Origin of the sequence: Pseudarthrobacter sp. BRE9, assembly GCF_031844305.1 — a bacterium.
In the GTDB taxonomy this organism is placed as follows: Bacteria; Actinomycetota; Actinomycetes; order Actinomycetales; family Micrococcaceae; genus Arthrobacter.
The window spans coordinates 60,573-84,280 of record NZ_JAUZUY010000001.1; the positions used below are offsets into that span (position 1 = coordinate 60,573).

Here is a 23,708-nt window from a genome sequence, read left to right on the forward strand (position 1 = left end):
ACATCATGCCAGTTCAGTGTCGGCTCGGAGCCGTCGCGGCGCGCCGCCCACTGCAGGACGCTCCCCCGCAAAAGGACAACTCCCCGCGCAATGATGAGGGGTTTTGTCCGATTGCGGGGGAAAGCCCAGGACCCGCGGCCAAAAAACAAAAATGGCCCCGGGCTGCTGCCCGGGACCATTTCGATGGTGACCCCAGCGGGATTCGAACCCGCGTTACCGCCGTGAGAGGGCGGCGTACTAGGCCGCTATACGATGGGGCCAAGTACTTTCGGCAGCGTTCCCGCTGCTCAAGCTCAGTGAGTATTTCATACACTTCGCTGTGGTTTCAAATCGGCGAACCGAGTGAAACCTTCTGTTTTGCGGCTGGAATCAGCCTTCAAACCAGAGCTGGGATACCAGGACTCGAACCTAGAATGACGGTACCAGAAACCGTAGTGTTGCCAATTACACCATATCCCAATGGCACTTTCGGGCCGGTTTTCAGGGGGTTTTCCCTGCTCCGTGCGCCTCAGCACGAGAAATTACTTTACCCGAGACTTTCGGCTCGCACAAATCGGGATCGACCCGGGCGCCAGGGGCCGCAAGCACTTCCCGTCCAAACCCTTGCCCGCGCTCCAATCATATGGTTACCCTCGAGTAAGTTACCCATCAGTAACAACCTCCCCTTCCGTTCTCCGGGCACCCACGAGGAACGGGAACGCCATGCAACCACGGTTTACGCCACCGGGCAGCGTCGTCCGGCGGACAGTTAGGAAGTGTCAGCGTTGACAACCCGCACCCAAACCATCGCAACAGCCAGGCCCAAACCCCGCTCCCAGCCCATCGCCATCATCGCCCTGTCCCTGCTGCTGGTGCTGTTCCTGGCCTTCTACACCTACCTCACGGGCCAGATCTCCAACGGTGCCGCCCAGCTGATGGACGGAGCGGAGCAAGCCGCCGCAGGAGCCAGCCAACTCAAAGACGGTTCGGGCCAGCTGGCCGCGGGAGCCGGGGCCGCGAACAAGGGTTCGGCGCAGGTGAAGGACGGCTCGATCAAAATCAAGGACGGCAGCAGCGAATTGAATGCCGGAGCCGCGGCCCTGCAGTCGGGAGCCGGAAGGATCTTCTCCGGAGTCCGCGACCAGTTGGCGCCGGGGGTGGACAAGCTGCATGCGGGTACCACCAAGCTGCAGAATGACGTCCTGAACAAACTCGTCCCGGGCGTGTACCAGGTGGACGACGGCGCACGTAAGCTGCAGTCCGGCGCCGTCGCCCTTTCCTTGGCCCTCACCCCGACCGCGTCTGGAAACGCACCCAACAACCTTGCCGACGGCGCAGGCCAGTTGGCTGCAGGCACGGGCCAACTGGCTGCCGGTGCCGGGCAACTGGATGCCGGTGCCACCAACCTCAGCAACGGGACGGCAGCACTGAAGAACGGCGCCGGCCAGCTTGCAGCCGGGGCAAGCCAGCTGAGGGGTTACCCCGGCGCCGGCAACGACCCCGCAAAAGGCGACGGGCTCGCCGCGCTCAGCCAGGGACTGGACCAGCTCGAAGCGGCCGCGAACGGACCCCAGGGTCTGGTGCCCCTTGCGGTCATCAGGGACCAGATTGCCAAACTGGCCGACGGCGGCCGGAGGGCCTATGCAGGCGCAGTCCAGCTCGATGCCGGCGCGACAAAAGTGAATGACGGGGCCGGAGCCCTGAACGACGGCGCCGGGCAGCTGAAGGCCGGAACCGCCAAGCTGAACACGGGAGCCGGCGAGTTAAACGACGGCGCCGGACGGTTGACGGCAGGATTCGCCCTCCTGGCGGAAAAGCTCAATGCGACGGACCCGCAGAACCCCGGCGTGGTCCTGGGCACGTCGATGCTGGCCGAAGGCACCGCGAAAATCCGGGTGGGAATGGACGGTGTCCCGGGCGACCCGGAGCGTCCCGGCCTCATCTACGCCGCCAACAACCTCCAGGACGGCACCACCAGGCTCAGCGCGGGAATCAACGGCAGCGGCGATCCCGAAAACCCGGGACTGCTCGCGGGAACGGAAGCCCTCTCCGACGGCACCGTCAAACTCAGCAGTGGAACGGGCCAGCTGGAGTCGGGATCTGCCCGGCTCGCCGAAGGAACCGGCCAACTGGCTGAAGGCAACGGCAAGCTGGACGACGGCTCGGGCAAACTGGCCGAGGGCGCAGGCAAGCTTGCGGACGGCAACGCAAGAATCGCTGCCGGCACCCAGGAGCTGCACACGAAGGTGGCCGCCGTGTCGCCGTCGTCCTGGCTGGACAACCCTGTCATCGCGCTGCTGCTGATCGGTCTCCTGGTGGCCGGCGCCGTCGCGGCCTACCTGCTCCTGCGCCGGCGTGCCGTGGGGCTGCGGACCGCCTGACGGCGGAAGCAAAAACGCCGGGGCCGCGGCCCATCAAACCAGGCCGCGGCCCCGGCGGGCAACGTCAATGTCAGCAGCTGGCCCAGCTATGCCACCAGCAGTTCCTCCAAGGAAGCCACCATGCTGCCCTCGAAGCCTTCCACAACCTCACCCATGCGGTTGAGCCATACACCCACCAGCCCTGCCGCCGTCGAGCCCTCCGCGTCCAGCAGCCGATTGTCGCCCACGTACAGCGTTTCGCCGGGGGGCGTGCCAAGGAGCCTGACGCCCTCAAGGTATATGGCCGGGTTGGGCTTGGCCACGCCAAGCGTGTCCGTGCCCACCAAGTGCGTGATCCGCTCCAACCCGGCCCCGTCGAGCTTGGCGCGCTGATAGTCATGGACGTTGTTGCTGACTGCCCCGTAAGGGACGCCCGCGCTGTCCAGGACGTCCAGGAGGGGCAGCACATCGGGGAACGGCTTCACGTACGCGGGCTGCTTCTCCATATAGGCCGCCAGCCACCGGTGCGATTCCTCGCCATCAGCCAACTCAACGCCGAAGTGGCCCAGTGCCGCCCGCCCGCGGAGCAGGCGTTGCTCGTTGAACGTCAGCTCACCGGCCAGGTAGCGGTCGTAGAAGTGGGTGGTTTCGTGGGTGAAGATGCGCCCGAACCGCTCCCACCCGGCCTGGTCCAGTCCTGGCAGGAGGTGTTCGCTGACTTCACGAAGTGCGGTGGTCATCGAATATTCGAGGTCCACCAGGGTGTCGTCAATGTCGAACAGGACGCCCCGGACAGTACCGAAAGGTGTTTTCAATATGCCGGCGCGTGCCGCTTCGCTGGGCGCGGTCATCAGCCGCGGAAGGCGCGGAGCCGGCGCAGGGAGGACTCCTTACCCAGGATCACCATGGATTCAAACAGCGGCGGCGAAACGCGGCGGCCGGAAACAGCCGTGCGCACTGGACCGAAGGCCAGCCGCGGCTTGATGCCCATGGCCTCGACCAGGGCCTGCTTGAGTGCAGCCTGGATGTTTTCCGCCGTCCAGTCGGCCACCGGTTCCAGGGCGGCGATGGCGGCATCAAGGACCTCGGGAAGGTTGGCGGGAAGGCCCTTGCGCGCGTCGTCGGCGATGTCGATGGCGTCATCGGGCTTGAACAGGAACGCCAGCATGTCCGGGGCTTCGCCCAGGAGCGTGATGCGCTCCTGGATCAGGGGCGCGGCCTCGGTGAGGATCTCTTCCTCCCGGTCGGTCAGGATCTCCCCCACCAGGCCGGCCTCGCGCAGGTAGTGCGCAACCCGGTCACGGAACACCTTGGGGTCAAGCATCCGGACGTGCGTGCCGTTGATGGCCTCGGCCTTCTTCAGGTCGAAGCGGGCGGGGTTGCCCAGGACGTCGTGGATATCGAAGTGCTCCACGAGCTGCTCAACGGTGAAGATGTCCTCGTCCGCGCTGAGGGACCAGCCCAGCAGGGACAGGTAGTTGAGCAGCCCTTCGGGGATGAAGCCCCGCTCGCGGTGGAGGAACAGGCTTGACTCGGGGTCGCGCTTGGAAAGCTTCTTGTTGCCCTGGCCCATGACGTAGGGCAGGTGGCCGAACTCCGGCATGTACTCGGCAACGCCGATGGCATACAGCGCCCGGTACAGCGCAATCTGGCGCGGCGTGGAGCTGAGCAGGTCCTCGCCGCGCAGCACGTGCGTGATGCCCATCAGGGCATCGTCCACCGGGTTGACCAGCGTGTACAAGGGCGCGCCGTTCGCCCGCACCACGGCGAAGTCGGGGACGGAACCGGCCTTGAACGTGATGTCGCCGCGGACCAGGTCCGTAAACGTGATGTCCTCGTCCGGCATGCGCAGGCGGAGGACGGCCTGCCGGCCCTCTGCCCGGTATTGTGCCAGCTGCTCCTCTGTCAGGTGCCGGTCAAAGCCGTCGTAGCCAAGCTTCGGGTCCCGGCCGGCCGCACGGTGGCGTGCCTCGATCTCCTCCGGGGTGGAGAAGGACTCGTAGATGAACCCGCCGTCATGCAGCCGCTTGATGACGTCCTGGTAAATATCGCCTCGCTGGGACTGCCGGTACGGCTCGTGCGGGCCACCCACCTCCACGCCCTCGTCCCAGTCGATGCCCAGCCACTTCAGCGCATCCAGAAGCTGGTGGTAGCTTTCCTCGCTGTCCCGCGCCGCATCCGTGTCCTCGATGCGGAAGACCAGCGTGCCCTTGGTGTGGCGGGCGTAGGCCCAGTTGAACAGGGCCGTCCGGATCAGTCCAACGTGCGGGGTACCCGTGGGCGAGGGGCAGAAACGGACCCGGACGGGCGTCTCGGCGGTAACGGGCGGGATGGCTGCGGCGGGTGACGAAGAAGCGATAGTCATAGTGGCTTCAACTTTACCCGCCTGGCCGGGTCCGGCCTTCCGGCGTCCGGGCAGGCGTGCAGCGGCGGGACCGGCCCAGCGGCGGAAGAGGCCTAGCGGCGGACGATGGGGTTGGACAGCCGGCCGATGCCCTCGATTTCCACCTCGAAGCGGTCGCCCTCCTTGACCAGGCCCACGCCGGCGGGCGTGCCGGTCATGATCACATCGCCCGGCAGCAGGGTAAACGCCTGCGACACCACCGAGACCAGTTCGCGCACGCCGCGGATCATCTGGCTGGTGCTGCCGTCCTGGCGCACCTCACCGTTGAGCCTGCCCTGGATCTGAAGGTCCTCCGTGTCCAGGTCGGTCTCGATCCAGGGCCCCAGCGGGGCGGAGGTGTCGAAGCCCTTGGCCCGGGTCCACTGCAGGTCCGTTTTCTGGACATCGCGGGCCGTGAGGTCGTTGCCGCAGGTGTAACCGAAAATGACGTCGTCCACCCGCTCTTCGGGCACGTCCTTGCAGATCCGGCCGATCACTACGCACAGTTCAGCTTCGAAGGAGACCTCTTCCGAGAATTCCGGCAGCACTACCGGGTCATTGGGGCCCACGACGGCGGTGTTGGGCTTCAGGAACAGCAGCGGCTGGGCGGGTACCTCGTTGCCGAGCTCATGGGCGTGCTCCACGAAGTTCCGGCCTACGCCGATCACCTTGCTCCGCGGGATGATGGGCGCCAGCAGCCGGACGTCCTCCAGCTTGTGGCGCACGGAGGTGCGCTCCACGCCGTTGAAGAAGGGGTCGCCGTGGATGACAGTGATTTCCTCACTGCCCGGTGCACCTTCCACAACGCCGTACATGGGATCAGAATCGACGACAAACCTGGCAATACGCATGGCTCCTACCCTACCGTTTCGCCGGAGCCGGCCGGCCCGCGCTGCCGCCGCCGCGCAGGTATGACAGTTGGGCTGCCACGGAGAGCTCGGCCGCACGCCGGACGGAAGGGCCGACGTCGGAATAGACAGCGTCGGCCACCTCCCCCACGGCTGCGTCCTGGCCCAGCCGGTCCAGTGCGGCACGGATCTGCGCCAGCCGTTCTTCCCGGTGCGTCCGGTAGTCCCGGGCGATGGCTTCAAGGGAAGGCAGGACCGGGCCGTGGGCCGGGAGGACGGTTGCCGGCCCCAAGGCCTCGAGGCGGTCCAGGGACGCAAGGTAGTCGCCCAGCGTGCCGTCCGGATAGTCCAGGACGGTGGTGCCCCGGCCAAGGACAGTGTCGCCCGTCAGCACCGATCCATGGTGCCCGTCCGCCGGCACATGGAAACAGACGGAGTCGGAGGTGTGGCCCGGCGTGGCCAGGACAACGATGTCCAGCCCGGCAGCCCGGATACCCTCCCCGTGGACCAGCGGCTCACCCCCGCCGTGGCAGTGGTTGGGATCCACGGCGCGGACCGGTGCGCCCGTAAGTTCGTGCAGGCGGGCAGAACCTGCCGTATGGTCCGGGTGCCGGTGGGTCACCAGGATCAGTTCGACGACGCCGGCACCGGCCAGTGCGTTGAGGTGCGATTCGTCCCGGGGACCCGGGTCGACAACCACCACGGACGAATGGCCGGGGGCACGCAGGAGATAGGAGTTGGTGCCGTCCAAACTCATGGGGCCGGGGTTGGGAGCCAGGATGAATTGTGTGAGCCCGGAGCTGCGCTGCAGGCGGGGGCCGGAAACTGTGGTCACCGACCCATCCTTGCATCCGGGGCCGTTCCTTCCCCAGCTCCGGCGGGATGTGCTGCAGGAATAGAACTGTGGCAGGCCAGGGTTGGCACCAGTGACAACCACACGACCTCCACAGGAAGCCGGACACAGCCCCAATGAGCATCCCCACACTCGCAGACCTTCTCGCCCAAGCGGACGCGGACGGCCACGACCATTCCGCAACGGAGAAAGCCACCGGCCTCCTGCATGTCCACAACCACGCGACGGGCGGCATCACCTGGTTTCCCACGTGGAAGAAGTTCCGCGAAACCACTGACTGGGTTGATGCGGTCAACGGCGCCGGCGCGGAACTTGCTGCCGCCTCCGCGCCGGCAGACCAGGCCGGCGCCGCACTGCTGGCCTCGGATCTGGAAACGCTGCTGGAGCGGGCCGCCGGCGCTACTGACGCCGGCGTCTTCGTGCAGGAGAACCTTACCCGCCACCTGACCCGCACCTGGGCCCTGGGCGACGCCGTGGCGAAGGCAAACGGCAAGGACCCGTTCACGGGCGGCGCCATGCCTTCCGTTTTCGCCGGCTACCCCTACGACGTCTATGCCCAGGATGGCGGCGTCTTTGCCACCACCCTCTGGAACGACATCATCGATGCCCGCCGGAACCGGGCCTTGGCCGAGGAAGCGGCAAGGAAGGCGCTCAAGCCTGTTTCCCGCAAAGCCATGAAAAACGCCGCCCGGAAAGCAGCGCGCCGCTGACCCTGTCGTCCTTGGCCGGAACGCAGAACGGCGCCTGCCGGACCCCAGTCCGGCAGGCGCCGTCGTACGTTAAGAGAAAAGCCGGGCTACGCCAGGCGGGTCAGCCAGCCGTGGGTGTCCGGTTCCGCTCCGGTCTGGATGCCCAGGAGCCTTTCGCGGATGGCCATGGTGGTCTCCCCCGCCTTGGCGTCCTCGGAACCGATGAATTCGGTGGCGTCCTTGAGGACTCCGATGGGGGTGATGACGGCTGCCGTGCCGCAGGCGAAGACCTCGGCGATGTCCCCGGAGGCAACGCCGTCGCGCCATTCGTCAAGGGTGATCTTGCGCTCGGACACCTCGCGGCCCATGTCCTTGGCCACCTGGATCACGGACATCCTGGTGACGCCTTCGAGGATGGTGCCGGTCAGCGCGGGGGTGGCCAGCGAGCCGTCCTTCATCACGAAGAAGACGTTCATGCCGCCCAGTTCCTCGACGGCGTTGTCATTGGCCTGGTCCAGGAACAGGACCTGCTTGCACCCGTTGGCCTCGGCCTCCTGCTGCGCGATCAGCGAGGCAGCATAGTTGCCGCCGCACTTGGCGTCGCCGGTGCCGCCGCGGCCGGCGCGGGCATACTGCCGTGAGATCCAGATGGAGACGGGCTTGAGCTCGCCGCCGAAGTAGTTGCCGGCGGGCGAGGCGATCACGCGGAAGGACACCTCGCGGGCGGCACGGACGCCAAGGAATGCCTCGGTGGCAATCATGAACGGCCGCAGGTACAGGGCTTCGCCGTCGCCGGAGGGAACCCATTCCTTGTCCGCTGCCACGAGTTCGCGGATGGCGCCCAGGAAGTACTCCGCCGGCAGTTCCGGAAGGGCCAGGCGGCGGGCGGACTTGTTCAGGCGCGCCGCGTTGGCCTCGGGCCGGAAGGTCCAGACGGAGCCGTCCGCGTGGCGGTAGGCCTTGAGGCCTTCGAAGATCTCCTGGCCGTAGTGGAAGACGGCAGCCGAAGGGTCCAGGACGATCGGACCGTAGGGTTCGATCCGTGCATCGTGCCAGCCGCCGTTGCCGTCCGCGTCCACGCTGTAGTCGACGATGGCGGTGTGGTCGGTGAAGTAGTTGCCGAATCCCGGGTTCGCCAGGATGGCTGCACGCTCTTCGGCAGACTTCGGGTTGGCCGAGGGCTGCCGGGTGAATTCAACGCCATGGGCGGTCTGGGTCATGGTTCCTCCACGATCGGCCGCCCGGGGTTCAGCGCTGAACGGCGAGGCGGCATTTGGTGATTCGAGACAAGCTTACGCCCGATGCCGGCGGCCCCGGCGCGGGCTAGAGGCCTGCGGCGATGGCGTCGCCCACAGCGCTGGTGCTGCGTGCGGTGCCGTCGCGCTTTTCGACGTCGGCAACCACGGCGGCTTCGATCCTGCGGGCGGCGTCGGTGTAGCCCAGGTGGTCCAGCAGGAGGGCTGCGGAGAGGATCGCCGCGGTGGGGTCTGCCTTGCCCTGGCCGGCGATGTCCGGTGCGGATCCGTGGACCGGTTCGAACATGGACGGCGCGGTGCGGTCCATGTTGATGTTGCCGGACGCGGCCAGGCCGATGCCGCCGGTGACGGCCGCGGCGAGGTCGGTGATGATGTCGCCGAAGAGGTTGTCGGTCACGATGACATCGAAACGGGACGGGTCCGTGACCATGAAGATGGTGGCGGCGTCCACGTGCAGGTAGTCGTGGGTGACCTCCGGGAATTCCTGGGCCACGGCTTCGACAGTGCGCTTCCACAGGTGTCCGGCGAAGACCAGGACGTTGTGCTTGTGCACCAGGGTGACGTGCTTGCGCTCCCTTGCACTTGCCCGGCGGAAGGCGTCGCGGACCACGCGCTCCACGCCGTGGGCGGTGTTCAGCGAGACCTCGGTGGCAACCTCGTGCGGGGTTCCTGCGCGCAGGGTGCCGCCGTTGCCGACGTAAGGGCCTTCGGTACCTTCGCGCACCACGATGAAGTCGATGGTGCCCGGGTTGGCCAGGGGGCTGCCGACGGTGCCGTAGAGCCGGGAAGGCCGCAGGTTGACGTAGTGGTCCAGGCTGAACCGGAGCTTGAGGAGCAGCTCACGTTCGATGATTCCGGACGGGATCCGGGTGTCGCCGGGTGCCGCACCCACGGCGCCGAAGAGGATGGCATCGCGCGTCTTCAGGTCAGCCAGGACCTCGTCCGGCAAGGTCTCGCCGGTGCGGAGCCAGTGCTCGGCGCCGAGTTCGTAATGCGTCGGCTTGAGCTCCACGCCCTCCGCGGCAACAGCCTTTTCCAGGACTTTGAGGGCCTCGGCAATGACCTCGGGGCCAATGCCGTCGCCGGGAATTACTGCAAGATCGATGGAGGATGCGCTCATGTTTTCAGGGTAGCCAAGACATCCATATGCTGGTCAAAACGTCTCAGCTTTTGGACACGAGCGCATCCTCCAGCGATTTGTGATGGTCCTACTCCGCGGGTTCCTCGAACTTGGGGAAGACGGGAGTGGGGGCGGGAAGGGCGGTTCCCGGGACGATCGGGGTGGCGATCGCCGTGAACTGGCGTCCCTCGCCTTCGGGCTGGCCCAAGGCGTCCAGGAGCTTGGCCGTGGCGTTGGGCATGACCGGCTGGGCCAGGATGGCCACGATCCGCAGCACCTCCAGGGTCACGTACAGCACGGTGTTCATGCGTTCGACGTCGGTCTTCCGCAGGATCCAGGGCGCCTGCTCGGCGAAGTAGGCATTGGTGTCCCCCAGGACGTGCCAGATTGCCTCCAGCGCCCGGCTGAACTCCTGCTTGTCGAAGGCGGCGCGGGCAGCCTCGAGCAGCCCGTTCGCCTGCGCCAGGATGGCGGTGTCCGCGGCAGTGAACTCCCCTGGAACGGGCACGGCCGCGCCGCAGTTCTTGGTCACCATGGACAGAGATCGCTGGGCCAGGTTGCCGAAGTTGTTGGCCAGATCAGAGTTCATGCGGCCCACGATGGCCTCGTGGTTGTAGCTGCCGTCGGCCCCGAACGGCACTTCCCGCAGGAAGAAGAACCGCACCTGGTCCAGGCCGTAGCGTGCCACAAAGTCTGCCGGTGCCACCACATTGCCCAGGGACTTGGACATCTTGACCCCGTTGTTGTGCAGGAACCCGTGGATCATGACCCGCTTGGGCAGCTCCAGCCCTGCGCTCATCAGGAAGGCCGGCCAGTAGATGGCGTGGAACCGGGAGATGTCCTTGCCGATGATGTGGACGTCCGCTGGCCAGTACTTCCGGAACGTTTCCGACTCGGTGTCCGGGTAGCCCACGCCGGTGAGGTAGTTGGTGAGGGCGTCCACCCAGACATACATGACGTGCTGGTCATTGCGGGGAACGGGAACGCCCCAGTCGAAGGTGGTGCGGCTGATGGACAGGTCCTCCAGGCCCCGCTTGACGAAGCTGATGACCTCGTTGAACCGGTACTGCGGGGCGCCGAACTCGGGATGGGACTCGTACAGCGCCAGCAGCTTGTCCTGGTAGGCGGACAGCCGGAAGAAGTAGCTCTCCTCCGCCGTCCACGTCACCTCGGTGTCCGTCTCTTTCGAGTAGCGCACGCCGTCGTCCTTGACTACGGTGTCGTCCTCGCCGTAGAACGCTTCGTCGCGGACTGAATACCAGCCCTCGTACTTGGAGAGGTAGATATCGCCGTTGGCTTCCATCTTCTTCCAGATGGCCTGGGACGCAGCGTAGTGGTCAGCGTCCGTGGTCCGGATGAAGCGGTCGTAGCTGATGCCCAGTGCGGCGTGGGCCGCTTTGTAGACCTCGGCGTTCCGGTCCACCAGTTCCTTCGGCGTGATGCCTTCCTTCTCCGCGGTTTGGGCAATCTTCATGCCGTGCTCGTCCGTGCCGGTCAGGAACATCACGTCATAACCGTCCAGCCGCTTGAAGCGCGCCATGGCGTCGGTGGCTATGTACTCGTAGGCATGGCCGATGTGCGGCACGCCGTTGGGGTAGGTGATGGCCGTGGTGATGTAGAACGGCGTTTTTGCTGGTGCAGTCACGTTCGGACGGTTACCTTCGGTGCGTAAGTGGGCGGGCTAGATCAGTTCTGTCAGGGTATCGCTCAGCCGGACCAGCTCGTGGTCGTGTGAGGCCACCAGGACGGCGATCCCGTCCGAGGTAGTGTCCTTCAGGATACTGATGATGCGGTTGGCGGAGGCACGGTCCAGGCTGGCGGTGGGCTCATCCACCACCAGGACCCTGGTACCCAGGATCAGGGCGCGGGCGATCGCCACGCGCTGCCGTTCACCGCCGGAGAGCTGGGCGGGGCGGTGCCGCATGCGCCGGCCCAGGCCCACCAGGTCAAGGAGGTCCTTGGCCATGTCGCGCCGCTGGTCCACCTCGCCGTCGGGAACAGCGGGCAGGAGCACGTTTTCGAGCGCGCTCATGCCGTCGATCAGGGCGCCGCCCTGGTCGACGTAGCCGATCAGTGCACGACGGCGGTCGGCGATTTCGTCGTCGCCCATGCTTTCAAGGGAATCGCCTTCCCAGAAAACGCGGCCCGACGTCGGCAGCGTGAGTCCGGCGCCGACGGTCAGGATGCTGGTCTTGCCGGAGCCGCTTCGGCCGGCCACGCAGTGCATCTCGCCGGCGTGCAGGGTCAGGTCGAAGCCTTCGACCACGCTGACGGCTTCGGCACCGCCTTTTCCGCCGCCGTAGCGGATGGTGATGTCGCGCATCTCCAGCGGGGTGGCGTGGTCTGCCGACTTGACGATGGTGTTGGCCCGGGTCTGCAGGGGGACCTCGTTGGAGCCGCCCCTGCGGCTGCGCTGGAGGTTCGTCGGGTTTGTCATTGGACCACTTTCGTTGCAATCGGTATCCAGCAAATTACGGCCACCAGCCCGGCCACGGCGGCCCAGATGGCCGCGTAGGGTGCCAGCAGCAGGCCGATGCCCAGGGCGCCCAGCACGCCCAGCGGCAGGGCCACAGTTCCCACCAGTGCGTTCTCGAACAAACGGACCTGGCGGAGCATGTCCGGGTTCCAGCCCATGGCCTGGAGGATGCCAAGGTACTGCCGCTTGGCGTTGAGCTCGAATCGGCCCGTAACCAGGGTCAGCACCAGTCCCACGGCAACGCCCGCAAGAGCCAGCAGGATGCTGGGCAGGGTGACGCTGGCCGCAGCCAGCCCGCTGAGGGCACTGGCACCTGCCGCACGTGGAATGTCGATGAGCAGGGCGATCAGCCCGCCCACGGCCGCACCGAAGACCCCCACCGCGACGGCCAGGGACAGCGTATTGAACTTGTTGGTGCCCAGCTGCCGGTTGGCGAAGGTGAGCGGCGAGTCAACCGGGATGAGCCGTTCGTCATGCTGCGGCTCCTGGTCGATTTCGTCGCGGTGGCGGAGCTGCTGCGCGGCAAAGAAAGCCGCGCCGCAGTACAGGACCAGGACGGCGGCACACACCAGTGCGGTGGCCAGGCTCCAGCTCAGCAGGCTCAGCACGACGCCCGCGGCGGCGAGCAGCACTGCACCCACGCCGAATTCCTCAAGCACCCAGCTGCGGATACGCCGCTGGGTCCAGCCCATGGCCCGGAGGGTTCCGGCCTCACTGCGGCGTTTCCGGATGTAGCTCACGGTGGAGGCTCCGGTCAGCAGGGCCGCGCCGCACAGTGTCAGGAACAGCAGGGTGACGTTTGTCCCGGACAGCGCTCCGGCGACTGCCTCAGCAGCGTTCTGCCGGACCCACGACTGCTGGACGGTGCCCAGTGCCGACTCCTTGCCTGCTCCGTCCTTGGAGTAGCCGGGAACGAAAATGCTGGTGTCCTCGCGGGCCGAACCGGCCACCACGGTGGCGTCCAGGCCCATGTCCCGGATCTGGGCGGCGAGCTTCTCCACCTCGGGCTGGGCGTCCTTCCAGCTGCCTGGCGCCTTGGCGCGGACGCGGACGGCGTCGATGACGGCAGCGTTCTGCTTGTAACCGCGCGCCGCGGCGAGTCCGTAGTAGTCGGTGATGGCGCCGGCGGATTGGCTGGCCAGCCCGGTGGCGCTCAAGGAAGGCTTGAGGTCTGCCGCGGGAACGTCCTTGCCGGCGGCATCCTTGACCAGGGTGAACGGGGTGGGGTCGTAGCCGCCCAACGGGAGCTTGTTGACGTCGCCGGAGGCTGCCTCCACGGCGGCGGGGTCGAAGGTGCCGTACACCATGGGCAGCGGCGTTGCAGCCTTCTGCTGGCCGGTGGACAGGTTCTCCCGGTACGCCCGCTCGTCCACCGGGTTCCGCTGGGTCTGGTCGACGGGCGCGCCATTGGCGGCCTTGTCAGGCAGGCGGTTCACGGTGACCCATTCGCCAGGCACAGCGGTCTTGTCCACGGCGCCGTTGGCCGCGGTGCTGCCGTCGGTGTACTTCGGGGCGCCAGCGAAATCGGTGCTCCATTTGGCCGGGGTGTACAGGCCCGGGTTGAAGTTGCCGTTGTTGCCCAGCAGGGAGGAGTGGTCCGTGGAGCCCGGCCAGGACAAAACGAAGGGGTCCTTCGAAACGAAAGGCAGGTAATCCTTGCCCAGCGATTTCGAAACGGTGCCGACGTCCTTGACCACCTTGCCGGCGTCGTCAATTTCCTCGATCTTGACGTTGTACTTCAGGTCCAGGGACGTGCCGGAGCGCACGATCAGCGGGACGGCCTGCGAGCCGCTGGTCAGCTGGCCGGTGCGCTTGGCCTGCTGGTACTGGGTCATCAACGGAGCCCAGTACTTGAGCTTGACGCCCAGGAAGTCAGGTCCTTCCTTGAGCTGGTCCATGCTGATGCCGCTGGTGAAAAGCCCTTCCAGGTAGCGGCCCACGGCGCCGGCGTCGCGCGCATCAGCGGGCGGTGCCTTCTCCAGCGGGGCCAGGAAGTCGCCGGCCTGGCCCAGCAGGGACCGCTCGGCAGCAGGGTCCACGGCCACCACGGATTCGGTGACTTCCGGGGCAAGCGGCAGTGCCACGGAAAGGTTGAAGAGGTTGTGCTCGGAGCCGCCGGCGGGAGCCGGGAACTTGATGCCGGTCTCCCCTGCCGCCGGGGCGATGCGGATGCTGCTGCCGCCCTGGGCCTTCTCCTCCACGAGCCGGGCCTTGCCCAGCGTGCCCTCGGCGGTGGTCTTGAAGAGGGTCTGCTCGGAGCTGCCGTCGGAGCTTACGGCGCTGGCGGTGAGCCGGTACTTCTTCGCCGCATCGGTCAGGACGGATTCGGCGGCCGGCCACTTGTCCGGGGCGGTCGCACCCGCCGCCTGGTCCGCAGTGGCGGTACCGGCCAGCCCGGCGTTGTAGCCGAGGTAGTCCATGGCGTCCAGGCGGGGCGTCTCCAGGTTCTGGGTGACGCGCGAGACCAGGCTGATGGGGGCCGCCACGGAGGTGCCCGACAGCTTCCTGATGGAGTCCAGCTGGTCGAAGCCGATGCCACCGGCGCCGTTGGCGATCTCGGGCTGCAGGAGGGCACCGGAGGGCGCCTTCGCCTGGACCAGGATGTCGTAGAGCCCCCTCGAATTTTCATCAACCGTCCGGTTGAGCGCAGCCTGTGACTGGCTTTGAACGAGGACCGACAAGCACATGGCTGCGATCAAGATGGCCGCGGTCAACAGCAGCACCCTGCTTCTGATGAACCTCTGGACGGCGTTCATGGAACTCCCTGAAACCTGGATTGCGTGCGCACACTTCCATCCGTCCGAGGACGTGGACTATGACGGACGGATGTGCAAAAGGTATTGGCCGGTCTGCCGGCTGCGGTCCTGAATCAGGACCTTGCCATTGTAAGCAGACCGGCCAATCATACGTGGCTCCGCGGGGGCGCGGCCCTGCGGAGGAGCGGCTACGGCGTTTCGGCCGGTGTGTCGCGCTAGTCTTCCAGGTCCACTTCCCGGACCATTTCAGCGCCGATGCCGGCCTTGATGGCATCGAGCACCTGTTGGGGCACGGAGCTGTCGATGGTCAGCAGGGCAAGGACATGGCCGCCCTCGTTGGAGCGGGCCACCTGCATGCCTGCGATGTTGATGTTGTTCATGCCCAGGATGTGGCCGATGGTTCCGATCACGCCGGGGCGGTCGGTGTAGGCAACCACCACGAGGTGCTCGCTGATGGGGATCTCAACCTCGAAGCCGTTGATGCCCACCAGCTTCTCGATCTGCTTGGGCCCGGTCAGGGTGCCGGCCACGGAGATCTGGCTGCCGTCGCTGAGGGCGCCGCGCAGGGTCAGGACGTTGCGGTAGGACTCGGTCTCCGGAGTGGTGATCAGGCGGACGTTGATGCCGCGCTGCTCGGCGATGACCGGGGCGTTGACGTAGGACACCTGCTCGGTCACGACGTCGGCGAAGATGCCCTTCAACGCTGCCAGTTCCAGCACCTTGACGTCCAGCGAGGAAATCTCGCCGGCCACCTCGACGTCGAACTGGGTCAGGGACGCGTGGGTCAGCGCCGTGAAGATGCGGCCCAGCTTCTCGATCAGCGGGATGCCCGGGCGGACGTCGGGGGCAATGACGCCGCCTGCGACGTTGACGGCATCCGGCACCAGCTCGCCGGCGAGGGCCAGGCGGACGGACTTGGCCACGGAGACGCCGGCTTTTTCCTGGGCTTCGTCCGTGGAGGCGCCCAGGTGCGGGGTCACCACCACGTTGTCGAGCTTGAAGAACGGGAGGTCGGTGCTGGGCTCCTTGGCGAAGACGTCCACACCGGCACCGGCGATTTCGCCGTCCTGGAGGGCAGTAAAGAGGGCTTCCTCGTCCACCAGGCCGCCGCGGGCCACGTTGACCACGTAGGCGGTGTTCTTCATCTTCTTGAACGCGTCAGCACCCAGCATGCCCACCGTCTCAGGCGTCTTGGGCATGTGGATGGTGATGAAATCGGACTGGGCCAGGAGTTCGTCCAGGGTGACCAGCTGCACGCCCAGCTGCGCGGCGCGGGCGGAGGTGATGTAGGGATCGTAGGCCAGGATCTTGGTGTCGAAGCCCTTCAGGCGGGCTGCAACGAGGGCGCCGATGCGGCCCAGGCCAATGATGCCGATCTTCTTTTCGAACAGCTCGATGCCGGTGTACTTGGAGCGCTTCCATTCGCCGTCCTTGAGGGCGGCGCTTGCCTGCGGGATGTGGCGGGCCAGGCTCAGGATGTGGCCCACCGTGAGCTCCGCGGCGGAAACGATGTTGGACGTGGGCGCGTTGACCACCATGACGCCGGCCTGCGTGGCGGCCTTGATGTCCACGTTGTCCAGACCCACGCCGGCGCGGGCGATGACCTTCAGGTTCTTGGCCGCGGCGATGGCTTCGGCGTCCACCTGGGTGGCGGAGCGGACCAGGATGGCGTCTACGTCACTGATCGCCGAGAGCAGCTGGGAACGGTCGGCGCCGTCGGTCTGGCGGATCTCAAAGTCCGGGCCAAGGGCCTCGACGGTGGCGGGGGAAAGTTCTTCGGCGAGCAGTACTACGGGTTTTGACACGGCTGATCCTCTGCGTTGCAGTCCTGGGGATGGAACAAGTCTAGGCCGACGGAAAGGCCGGGCTCACATTGTTAAGTGTGAACCCGGCCTCACCGTTGCGGTCTATGTGGTTGGGCTGGCAGCCTTAGCGGGCTGCGGAGCCTTCCACGTAGTCGACGTCCTGCTGCTGCCAGGAGAACAGGGAGCGCAGTTCGCGGCCAACAGCCTCGATGGGGTGCTGCTCTGCCTTGGCGCGCAGTTCCTTGAACTCCACGCCGCCGTTGTCCTGGTCCTCGATGAAGCGCTTGGCGAAGGCACCGGACTGGATGTCGGCCAGGACGGCCTTCATGTTTTCCTTCACCTCGGGGGTGATGACGCGCGGGCCGGAGACGTAGTCGCCGTATTCTGCGGTGTCGGAGACGCTCCAGCGCTGCTTGGCGATGCCGCCTTCCCACATGAGGTCGACGATGAGCTTGAGCTCGTGGAGCACCTCGAAGTAGGCGATCTGCGGCTGGTAGCCGGCTTCGGTCAGGGTTTCGAAGCCGTACTGGATGAGCTGGGACACGCCGCCGCAGAGGACGGACTGCTCGCCGAAGAGGTCAGTTTCGGTCTCTTCGGTGAAGGTGGTCTTGATGACGCCGGCGCGGGTGCCGCCGATGGCCTTGGCATAGGACTTGGCCAGCTCCCAGGCGTTGCCGGACGCGTCCTGCTCGACGGCGATGATGTCCGGGATGCCACGGCCGGCCTCGAACTCGCGGCGCACCGTGTGGCCCGGAGCCTTCGGGGCCACCAGGATGACGTCAACACCTTCCGGTGCCTGGATGTAGCCGAAGCGGATGTTGAAGCCGTGGGCGAAGGCCAGTGCCTTGCCGGGGGTCAGCTTGTCCTTGATGGAGTCGTTGTAGATCGAGCGCTGGTGCTGGTCCGGCGCCAGGATCATGATGACGTCGGCCCATTCGGCGGCGTCGGCAACGTTCTTGACCGTGAAGCCTGCATCCTGCGCCTTGGCGGTCGACTTGGAGCCTTCCTTCAGGGCGATGACGACCTCGACGCCGGAATCGCGCAGGTTGAGCGCGTGGGCGTGGCCCTGGGAGCCGTAGCCAACAATGGCAACCTTGCGGCCCTGGATGATCGACAGGTCGGCGTCGTCGTCGTAGAACATTTCAGTCACTTGCGTAACTCCTCTTGAGTGGTTGTAGATAGTGGTCTTGCGGTGCTGCGGTTACGGGCGCGGGGCCCGCCTTGGGCAGTGTGCCTAGGCGGAGCGGAGCGCCCGGTCACTCATGGAGCGGGATCCCCGTCCAACGGCCAGGGTGCCGGACTGCACAATTTCGCGGATGCCGAAGGGCTCCAGCACTGAGAGCAGGGCTGTGAGCTTTTCGGGGTGGCCGGTGGCCTCAATGACGACGGAGTCGGTGGATACGTCCACCACTGAGGCGCGGAACAGGTCTGCGGCCTGGGTTACCTGCAGACGTGTTGCGGCATCCGCACGTACTTTGACCAGGATGTGGTCGCGCTGTACGGAAGATTCTGGGGTCAGCTCAACGATCTTGATCACGTTGATCAGTTTGTTGAGCTGCTTGGTGACCTGCTCGATGAGGTCGCCGTCGGCGTCGACGACCACCGTCATGCGGGATACGCCCGGCACTTCGGTGGGGCCAACGGCCAGGGAGTTGATGTTGAAGGCGCGGCGGGCGAAGAGGCTGGCCACGCGGGTCAGGACGCCGGGCTTGTCCTCAACCAGGACGGAGAGTGTGTGGCGGCTCATGCTCAGTCTTCCTCTTCCCATTCCGGGGTCATGTTGCGGGCAACCTGGATCTGGTCGTTGCTCACGCCGGCGGGCACCATCGGCCACACCATGGAGTTGGGGCTCACCACGAAGTCGATGACCACGGGCCGGTCGTTGATTTCGAGGGCCTTTTGGATGGTGGCGTCGATGTCCTCTTCGCGTTCGCAGCGGAACGAGGCACAGCCGTAGGCCTCCCCCAGTTTGACGAAGTCCGGGATGCGGACGGTGTCATGGCCGGTGTTGAGGTCGGTGTTGGAGTAGCGGCCCTCGTAGAAGAGGGTCTGCCACTGGCGCACCATTCCCAGCGAGGAGTTGTTGATGACAGCCACTTTGATGGGGATGTTGTTGATGGCGCAGGTAGCCAGTTCCTGGTTGGTCATCTGGAAGCAGCCGTCGCCGTCGATCGCCCAGACCACCCGGTCCGGCTCACCGACCTTCGCGCCCATGGCCGCCGGGACGGCATAGCCCATCGTTCCGGCGCCGCCGGAGTTCAGCCAGGCGTGGGGGCGCTCGTACTTGATGAACTGGGCAGCCCACATCTGGTGCTGGCCGACGCCGGCCACGTACACGCCTTCGGGCCCGGTCAGGGCGCCGATCCGCTGGATGACTTTCTGCGGCGCGATGAGGCCGTCATCCGGTTCGGTCCAGCCCAGCGGGTAGGTTTCCTTCAGGTTGTTCAGGAACGCCCACCAGGTGGTCAGGTCGGGGGTCCCGGCTGCCTCGAACTGGCTGCGTACGGCCTCGGTCAGTTCCGGGATGATCTCCTTGACGGAGCCCACGATGGGCACGTCAGCGGTGCGGTTTTTGGAAATCTCGGCCGGGTCGATGTCCGCATGGATGACCTTGGCGTTGGGCGCGAAGGTCTTCAGCACGCCGGTGACGCGGTCGTCGAAGCGGGCGCCCAGCGTGATGAGCAGGTCGGACTGCTGCAGCGCGGTCACGGCTGAGACGGTTCCGTGCATGCCGGGCATTCCCATGTGCTGCGGGTGGGAGTCAGGGAACGCGCCCTTGGCCATCAGGGTGGTGACGACAGGTGCCCCGGTTGCTTCCGCGAGGGCAAGCAGCTCGGCCGAGGCGTGCGCCTTGACCACGCCGCCGCCCACATACAGCACCGGCTTGCGGGACGCTGCAATGAGCTTGGCTGCCTCGCGCACCTGCTTGTTGTGGCCGCGGGTAACGGGCCGGTAGCCCGGCAGGTCGATCTTCGGCGGCCAGGAGAACGTCATCTGGCCCACCTGGGCGTCCTTGGCAACGTCAACCAGCACGGGGCCGGGACGGCCGGTGGAAGCCAGATGGAAGGCTTCGGCCATGACGTGCGGGATGTCGTTGGGGTCGGTGACCAGGAAAGAGTGCTTGGTGATGGGCATGGTGATGCCCACGATGTCGGCTTCCTGGAAGGCGTCGGTGCCGATGACGCCGCTGGATACCTGGCCGGTGATGGCCACCAGGGGCACGGAATCCATGTGGGCATCCATGATGGCGGTGACGAGGTTGGTGGCCCCGGGGCCGGAGGTGGCGATGCAGACGCCCACCCGCCCGGTAACCATGGCGTAGCCTTGCGCGGCGTGGCCGGCTCCCTGTTCGTGACGGACCAGCACGTGGTTCATGGTGGAGGCCATCAAGGGGTCGTAGGTGGGCAGGATCGCGCCACCCGGCAAACCGAAAATATCGTCGACGCCGAGTTCTTCGAGCGAGCGGACGATTGCTTGCGAACCGGTCATCACCGTCGGGGGTACGACGTTGTTCGGCCCAAGGACAGGAGAGACGGCAGCAAGGTCGGCGACGACGGCGGCGTGGTCAGCCCCCCGGTCGGCGCGTTCCGGAGCCTTGGCGGCTCCAGCGGACTTGGTGGCCATCAGCGAGGGGCTGATGGGCGATCCTTTGCTCATCGGACTCTTCCTTGTGGATCTTCTCTGGTGTTGTGTTGCTGACTGCGGGAAATAAAAAAACCCCTCAGCCGGGTGGCTCTGTGAGGGGTTCGCGCGTGACGGTTCGTTACCAGTGGAGGCTAATGTGCCACGCGCTTGGTAAGGACGACGACGGTGCCGGCGGTAACGAAGGTCATGCGTTCAGTGTTCCCTCTTGGCGAGATAAGTGTCAACGAGCAACAACCCAATCTCACCATGTGGACTACATTGTCCACAAACTGATCCCATCTTCCCAGGGACCAAACCCCCAGCTCCCCGTCCAAGCCCGGAAGGGCTTAATAAGGGTGACGCCGGGGGTCCCTTTACATGGGGCGCTCAGCGCCCCAGGTAAAGGGAAGGTGTCACACGCCGGTGTAGGCACCCTGGCTGGCACTGTGCACCAGCTTGGCGTACTTGGCGAGCACGCCCTTGGTGTATCTGGCCGGCAACGGCTCCCAGCCCACTTTGCGGGCTTCGAGTTCGGCTTCGTCCACCAGCAGGTCGAAGCTGCGGGCGGCGATGTCAACCCGGATCCGGTCGCCGTCCTTCACAAAGGCGATGGGGCCGCCGTCGACCGCTTCCGGAGCAACGTGGCCGATGCACAGCCCTGTGGTTCCGCCGGAGAACCGGCCGTCGGTGAGGAGCAGGACGTCCTTGCCCAGGCCCGCCCCCTTGATGGCGCCGGTGATGGCGAGCATTTCGCGCATGCCGGGGCCGCCCTTGGGCCCTTCATAGCGGATGACCACAACATCGCCGGCTTTGATGGCACCGTTGTCCAGCGCGTCAAGGGCGCCCTGCTCGCGCTCGAAGACGCGCGCTGTTCCTTCGAAGACATCGGCATCGAATCCGGCGCTCTTGACCACGGCGCCTTCGGGTGCCATGGAGCCGTGCAGGATGGTGATGCCGCCGGTTTTGTGGATGGGGTTGTCCAGGGCGCGCAGGATCTTGCCGTCCACATCCGGCGGGTTGATCGCGGCGAGGTTCTCCGCAACGGTCTTGCCCGTGACGGTGAGGCAGTCGCCATGCAGCAGGCCGGCGTCGAGCAGGGCCTTCATGATCACCGGCACGCCGCCGATCCTGTCGACGTCGGTCATCACGTAACGGCCGAAGGGCTTCAGGTCACCCAGGTGCGGGATCTTGTCGCCGATGCGGTTGAAGTCGTCGAGGGTGAGCTCAACTTCGGCCTCGCGGGCAATGGCCAGCAGGTGCAGGACCGCATTGGTGGAACCGCCGAAGGCCATGGTGACGGCGATGGCGTTCTCGAAGGCCTTCCTGGTCATGATGTCGCGGGCGGTGATGCCCAGGCGCAGCAGGTTGACCACCGCTTCGCCGGACTTTCGGGCAAATTCATCACGACGGCGGTCTGCCGAAGGCGGGGCGGCCGAGCCGGGAAGGGACATGCCCAGGGCTTCGCCGATGCAGGCCATGGTGTTGGCCGTGTACATGCCGCCGCAGGCGCCTTCGCCGGGGCAGATGGCCTTTTCGATGCGGGTGAGGTCCTCCATGCTCATCTTGCCGGCCGCGCAGGCGCCGACGGCTTCGAAGGCGTCAATGAGGGTGACTTCCTTCTCGGAGCCGTCCTCGAGCTTGACCCAGCCGGGCATGATGGAGCCGGCGTAGAGGAACACGCTGGCCAGGTCCAGGCGGGCGGCGGCCATGAGCATCCCGGGGAGGGACTTGTCGCAGCCTGCCAGCAGGACCGAACCGTCGATGCGCTCGGCCTGCATCACTGTCTCAACGGAGTCGGCGATGACTTCGCGGGAGACCAGGGAAAAGTGCATGCCTTCGTGGCCCATGGAAATACCGTCGGAGACGGAGATGGTGCCGAACTGCATGGGGAAGCCGCCGCCGGCGTGGACGCCTTCCTTGGCGCCCTGGGCCAACCGGTTCAGGGAGAGGTTGCAGGGGGTGATTTCGTTCCAGGAGCTGGCGACACCCACCTGCGGCTTGGCGAAATCATCATCCCCCATGCCGACGGCCCGGAACATGCCGCGCGCCGGGGCCGCGTGGATCCCGTCGGTTACGACGCGGCTGCGGGGCTTGATGTCAGGCGTGTTCTCGGTTGCGGTCTGGGCGTCACTCATAGGGGAAAGTCTAGGGCTCGGACGGCGGCAGAAACGACCGCAGGACGAGGGTTGGGGCAAAAATCCGCCAAATTCCTGCCAAATAGTGGACTTCCATCTCATATTCTGAGACGCATCCTGCTGCCGGCTGGGTCGCGGGCCCCCTCCGCTGCTCCCGGGGCAGCGCCCTCCCCCACGTCGCAGCGGATCTCTGGACAGCAGTGGTGACCCGACGTAGCGTCAGGGACAGGAACCGAGCCACCTGGACCGAAGGGCCTGCCATGGACATTGTTTTCTGGATCATTCTCATAGTTGTCGTCGCCGTCATCATCTGGTGGCTGCTGAACCGCAACAAGTCCGCCAATCGGTCCGGCGGATCGGCGGCAGGGGCCCGGACAGACGGGGCGCTCGAAGGCGGCAGCGCGGCGGCGTCTGCCCAGGCCGCAGGCACCACGGGCATTCCCACGGCGGCGGGATTCGGAAAGCCTGCCGAACCGGCCGCCCCGGCCACGGCCGAGGAGCCGGCCGATTCGTCGGCCGCCTCCAGCCCCGGCACGTCGGGCGGCAACACGTCAGGCAGCAACACCTCGGGCGGCAACACGTCGGGCAGCCGGACCGAGACCGGGCAGCGTCAGCATCACGACCAGACACAAAACCAGACGCAGAACCAGGCAGAGGACCAGGCGGCCGACCAGGCCGAATGGGAAACCCAGTGGTCCGAGGCCGCATCCGGGCCAGGCTCCTCGGTGGTCGGTTCCGCCGGAACCCCTGCGGACCAGGCGGAACGGACCGGCCACTCCGCTGGGACGCCTTCCGGACAAGCTTCCGCTCCGGACGCCCGGCCCGTCCACCATGACGAATACACGGCCCCTCACGCCCCCACGCTTCCCGGTGCTGAAACAGCTGCGGTGGAAAGCACCGACGACGGCGGCACGTCGCCTGCGGCGCAGTCCGGCGGGCATGCGTCCGCGCACCTGGCGGGCACCTCCGAATCAGAACAGGAGCCGGCCGCGCCCGCCGCCACCGGCGGCATCCAGGGGGCCGCAGCGGCCGAAACGCTCGACCGTGCCCAGTCCTCCGCCCTGGTGGAGAACGGAGCGGACCACCACCAGCCATCTGTACAGGGGCAGGGCGCGGCTCCGAGCGGGCAGGCACAGGGCATCCCTGCCGCCGAGCCGGCAGGACACCTTGCGGCAGCCGAACCTTACGGTGCAGGTTCTGCCGCCCCGGGCCCCGACGGTAGCGGACCGGCGGATTACACGGTCAAAGGCGATGCCGCCGAGATGGTCTACTACGAAGAAGGACATCCCGACTATGAGCAGACCCGGGCGGAAGTCTGGTTTGAATCTGCTGCGCACGCGGAGGCCGCCGGCTTCCGGGCCCCCCGGCGCAAGCGGCTCTAGCAGGAGGACGGCCCGTCGCTGTGCGGGCCTTCCCTGCCTGGC

Annotated in this window: 17 protein-coding genes and 2 tRNA genes; 3 read left to right on the top strand and 16 right to left on the bottom strand. The window is 66.4% G+C overall.

From position 1 onward, the window contains the following. Positions 1-184: 184 nt before the first annotated feature. Positions 185-260, bottom strand: a tRNA-Glu gene (locus tag Q9R31_RS00290). 127 nt (positions 261-387) lie between these two features. Further along, positions 388-459: transfer RNA gene (locus Q9R31_RS00295), tRNA-Gln, on the bottom strand. A gap of 296 nt (positions 460-755) precedes the next feature. Between Q9R31_RS00295 and Q9R31_RS00300 the strand changes: the two genes are divergently transcribed. Beyond that, positions 756-2,360 (top strand): hypothetical protein, encoded by a 1,605-nt coding sequence (locus Q9R31_RS00300; protein ID WP_311260790.1) that lies wholly within the window; start codon positions 756-758, stop codon positions 2,358-2,360. An 86-nt stretch (positions 2,361-2,446) separates the two neighbouring features. Here the strand turns inward: Q9R31_RS00300 and Q9R31_RS00305 are convergent, their stop codons facing one another. The 4 genes from Q9R31_RS00305 to Q9R31_RS00320 all read right to left on the bottom strand — a co-directional run bounded on the left by Q9R31_RS00305 (position 2,447) and on the right by Q9R31_RS00320 (position 6,405). Then, complete coding sequence (locus tag Q9R31_RS00305) at positions 2,447-3,190, bottom strand: HAD family hydrolase (RefSeq protein WP_311260791.1); 744 nt, start codon at positions 3,188-3,190, stop codon at positions 2,447-2,449. After that, positions 3,190-4,704: a glutamate--tRNA ligase gene (gltX, locus tag Q9R31_RS00310; protein WP_311260792.1), complete on the bottom strand. Its 1,515-nt coding sequence runs from the start codon at positions 4,702-4,704 to the stop codon at positions 3,190-3,192. Before gltX ends, Q9R31_RS00305 begins: the two co-directional genes overlap by 1 nt. 92 nt (positions 4,705-4,796) lie before the next feature. Next, entirely contained in the window at positions 4,797-5,573 is a 777-nt protein-coding gene (locus Q9R31_RS00315) for a fumarylacetoacetate hydrolase family protein (RefSeq protein ID WP_311260793.1), read from the bottom strand. 10 nt (positions 5,574-5,583) lie between these two features. After that, positions 5,584-6,405: an MBL fold metallo-hydrolase gene (locus tag Q9R31_RS00320; RefSeq protein WP_311260794.1), complete on the bottom strand. Its 822-nt coding sequence runs from the start codon at positions 6,403-6,405 to the stop codon at positions 5,584-5,586. 134 nt (positions 6,406-6,539) lie between these two features. On the opposite strand from Q9R31_RS00320, the gene Q9R31_RS00325 reads away from it, so the two are divergent. Next, positions 6,540-7,133, top strand: a complete 594-nt coding sequence (locus tag Q9R31_RS00325) for a hypothetical protein (protein WP_311260795.1) — start codon at positions 6,540-6,542, stop codon at positions 7,131-7,133. 86 nt (positions 7,134-7,219) lie between these two features. On the opposite strand, the gene Q9R31_RS00330 is transcribed toward Q9R31_RS00325, so the two are convergent. The 10 genes from Q9R31_RS00330 to ilvD form a co-directional block, all read right to left on the bottom strand. Further along, positions 7,220-8,332, bottom strand: coding sequence for a branched-chain amino acid aminotransferase (locus tag Q9R31_RS00330; protein ID WP_311260796.1), 1,113 nt, complete (start codon positions 8,330-8,332; stop codon positions 7,220-7,222). Positions 8,333-8,435: 103 nt separating this feature from the next. Then, positions 8,436-9,488 carry a 3-isopropylmalate dehydrogenase gene (locus Q9R31_RS00335; RefSeq protein ID WP_311260797.1) on the bottom strand — a complete coding sequence of 351 codons (1,053 nt, stop codon included), beginning with the start codon at positions 9,486-9,488 and terminating at the stop codon, positions 8,436-8,438. An 88-nt stretch (positions 9,489-9,576) separates the two neighbouring features. Then, positions 9,577-11,133: a methionine--tRNA ligase gene (metG, locus tag Q9R31_RS00340; RefSeq protein ID WP_311260798.1), complete on the bottom strand. Its 1,557-nt coding sequence runs from the start codon at positions 11,131-11,133 to the stop codon at positions 9,577-9,579. 36 nt (positions 11,134-11,169) lie between these two features. Beyond that, positions 11,170-11,925 carry an ATP-binding cassette domain-containing protein gene (locus Q9R31_RS00345; RefSeq protein WP_311260799.1) on the bottom strand — a complete coding sequence of 252 codons (756 nt, stop codon included), beginning with the start codon at positions 11,923-11,925 and terminating at the stop codon, positions 11,170-11,172. Further along, the gene (locus Q9R31_RS00350; protein ID WP_311260800.1) at positions 11,922-14,720 is read right to left on the bottom strand and encodes an FtsX-like permease family protein; all 2,799 of its coding nucleotides are present in this window, start codon (positions 14,718-14,720) and stop codon (positions 11,922-11,924) included. Before Q9R31_RS00350 ends, Q9R31_RS00345 begins: the two co-directional genes overlap by 4 nt. A 215-nt stretch (positions 14,721-14,935) precedes the next feature. Next, a complete protein-coding gene (gene serA, locus Q9R31_RS00355; RefSeq protein WP_311260801.1) occupies positions 14,936-16,525 on the bottom strand; it encodes a phosphoglycerate dehydrogenase in 1,590 nt (529 codons plus the stop codon). A gap of 124 nt (positions 16,526-16,649) precedes the next feature. Continuing rightward, positions 16,650-17,675, bottom strand: a complete 1,026-nt coding sequence (ilvC, locus tag Q9R31_RS00360) for a ketol-acid reductoisomerase (RefSeq protein ID WP_311260802.1) — start codon at positions 17,673-17,675, stop codon at positions 16,650-16,652. 84 nt (positions 17,676-17,759) lie between these two features. Next, positions 17,760-18,272, bottom strand: coding sequence for an acetolactate synthase small subunit (gene ilvN, locus Q9R31_RS00365; RefSeq protein ID WP_018768340.1), 513 nt, complete (start codon positions 18,270-18,272; stop codon positions 17,760-17,762). A 2-nt stretch (positions 18,273-18,274) separates the two neighbouring features. Further along, complete coding sequence (locus tag Q9R31_RS00370; RefSeq protein WP_311260803.1) at positions 18,275-20,182, bottom strand: acetolactate synthase large subunit; 1,908 nt, start codon at positions 20,180-20,182, stop codon at positions 18,275-18,277. 380 nt (positions 20,183-20,562) lie between these two features. Beyond that, positions 20,563-22,284: a dihydroxy-acid dehydratase gene (gene ilvD / locus Q9R31_RS00375; protein ID WP_311260804.1), complete on the bottom strand. Its 1,722-nt coding sequence runs from the start codon at positions 22,282-22,284 to the stop codon at positions 20,563-20,565. Between the two features lie 260 nt (positions 22,285-22,544). Between ilvD and Q9R31_RS00380 the strand changes: the two genes are divergently transcribed. Continuing rightward, positions 22,545-23,666: a hypothetical protein gene (locus Q9R31_RS00380; protein WP_311260805.1), complete on the top strand. Its 1,122-nt coding sequence runs from the start codon at positions 22,545-22,547 to the stop codon at positions 23,664-23,666. Positions 23,667-23,708: the final 42 nt, after the last annotated feature.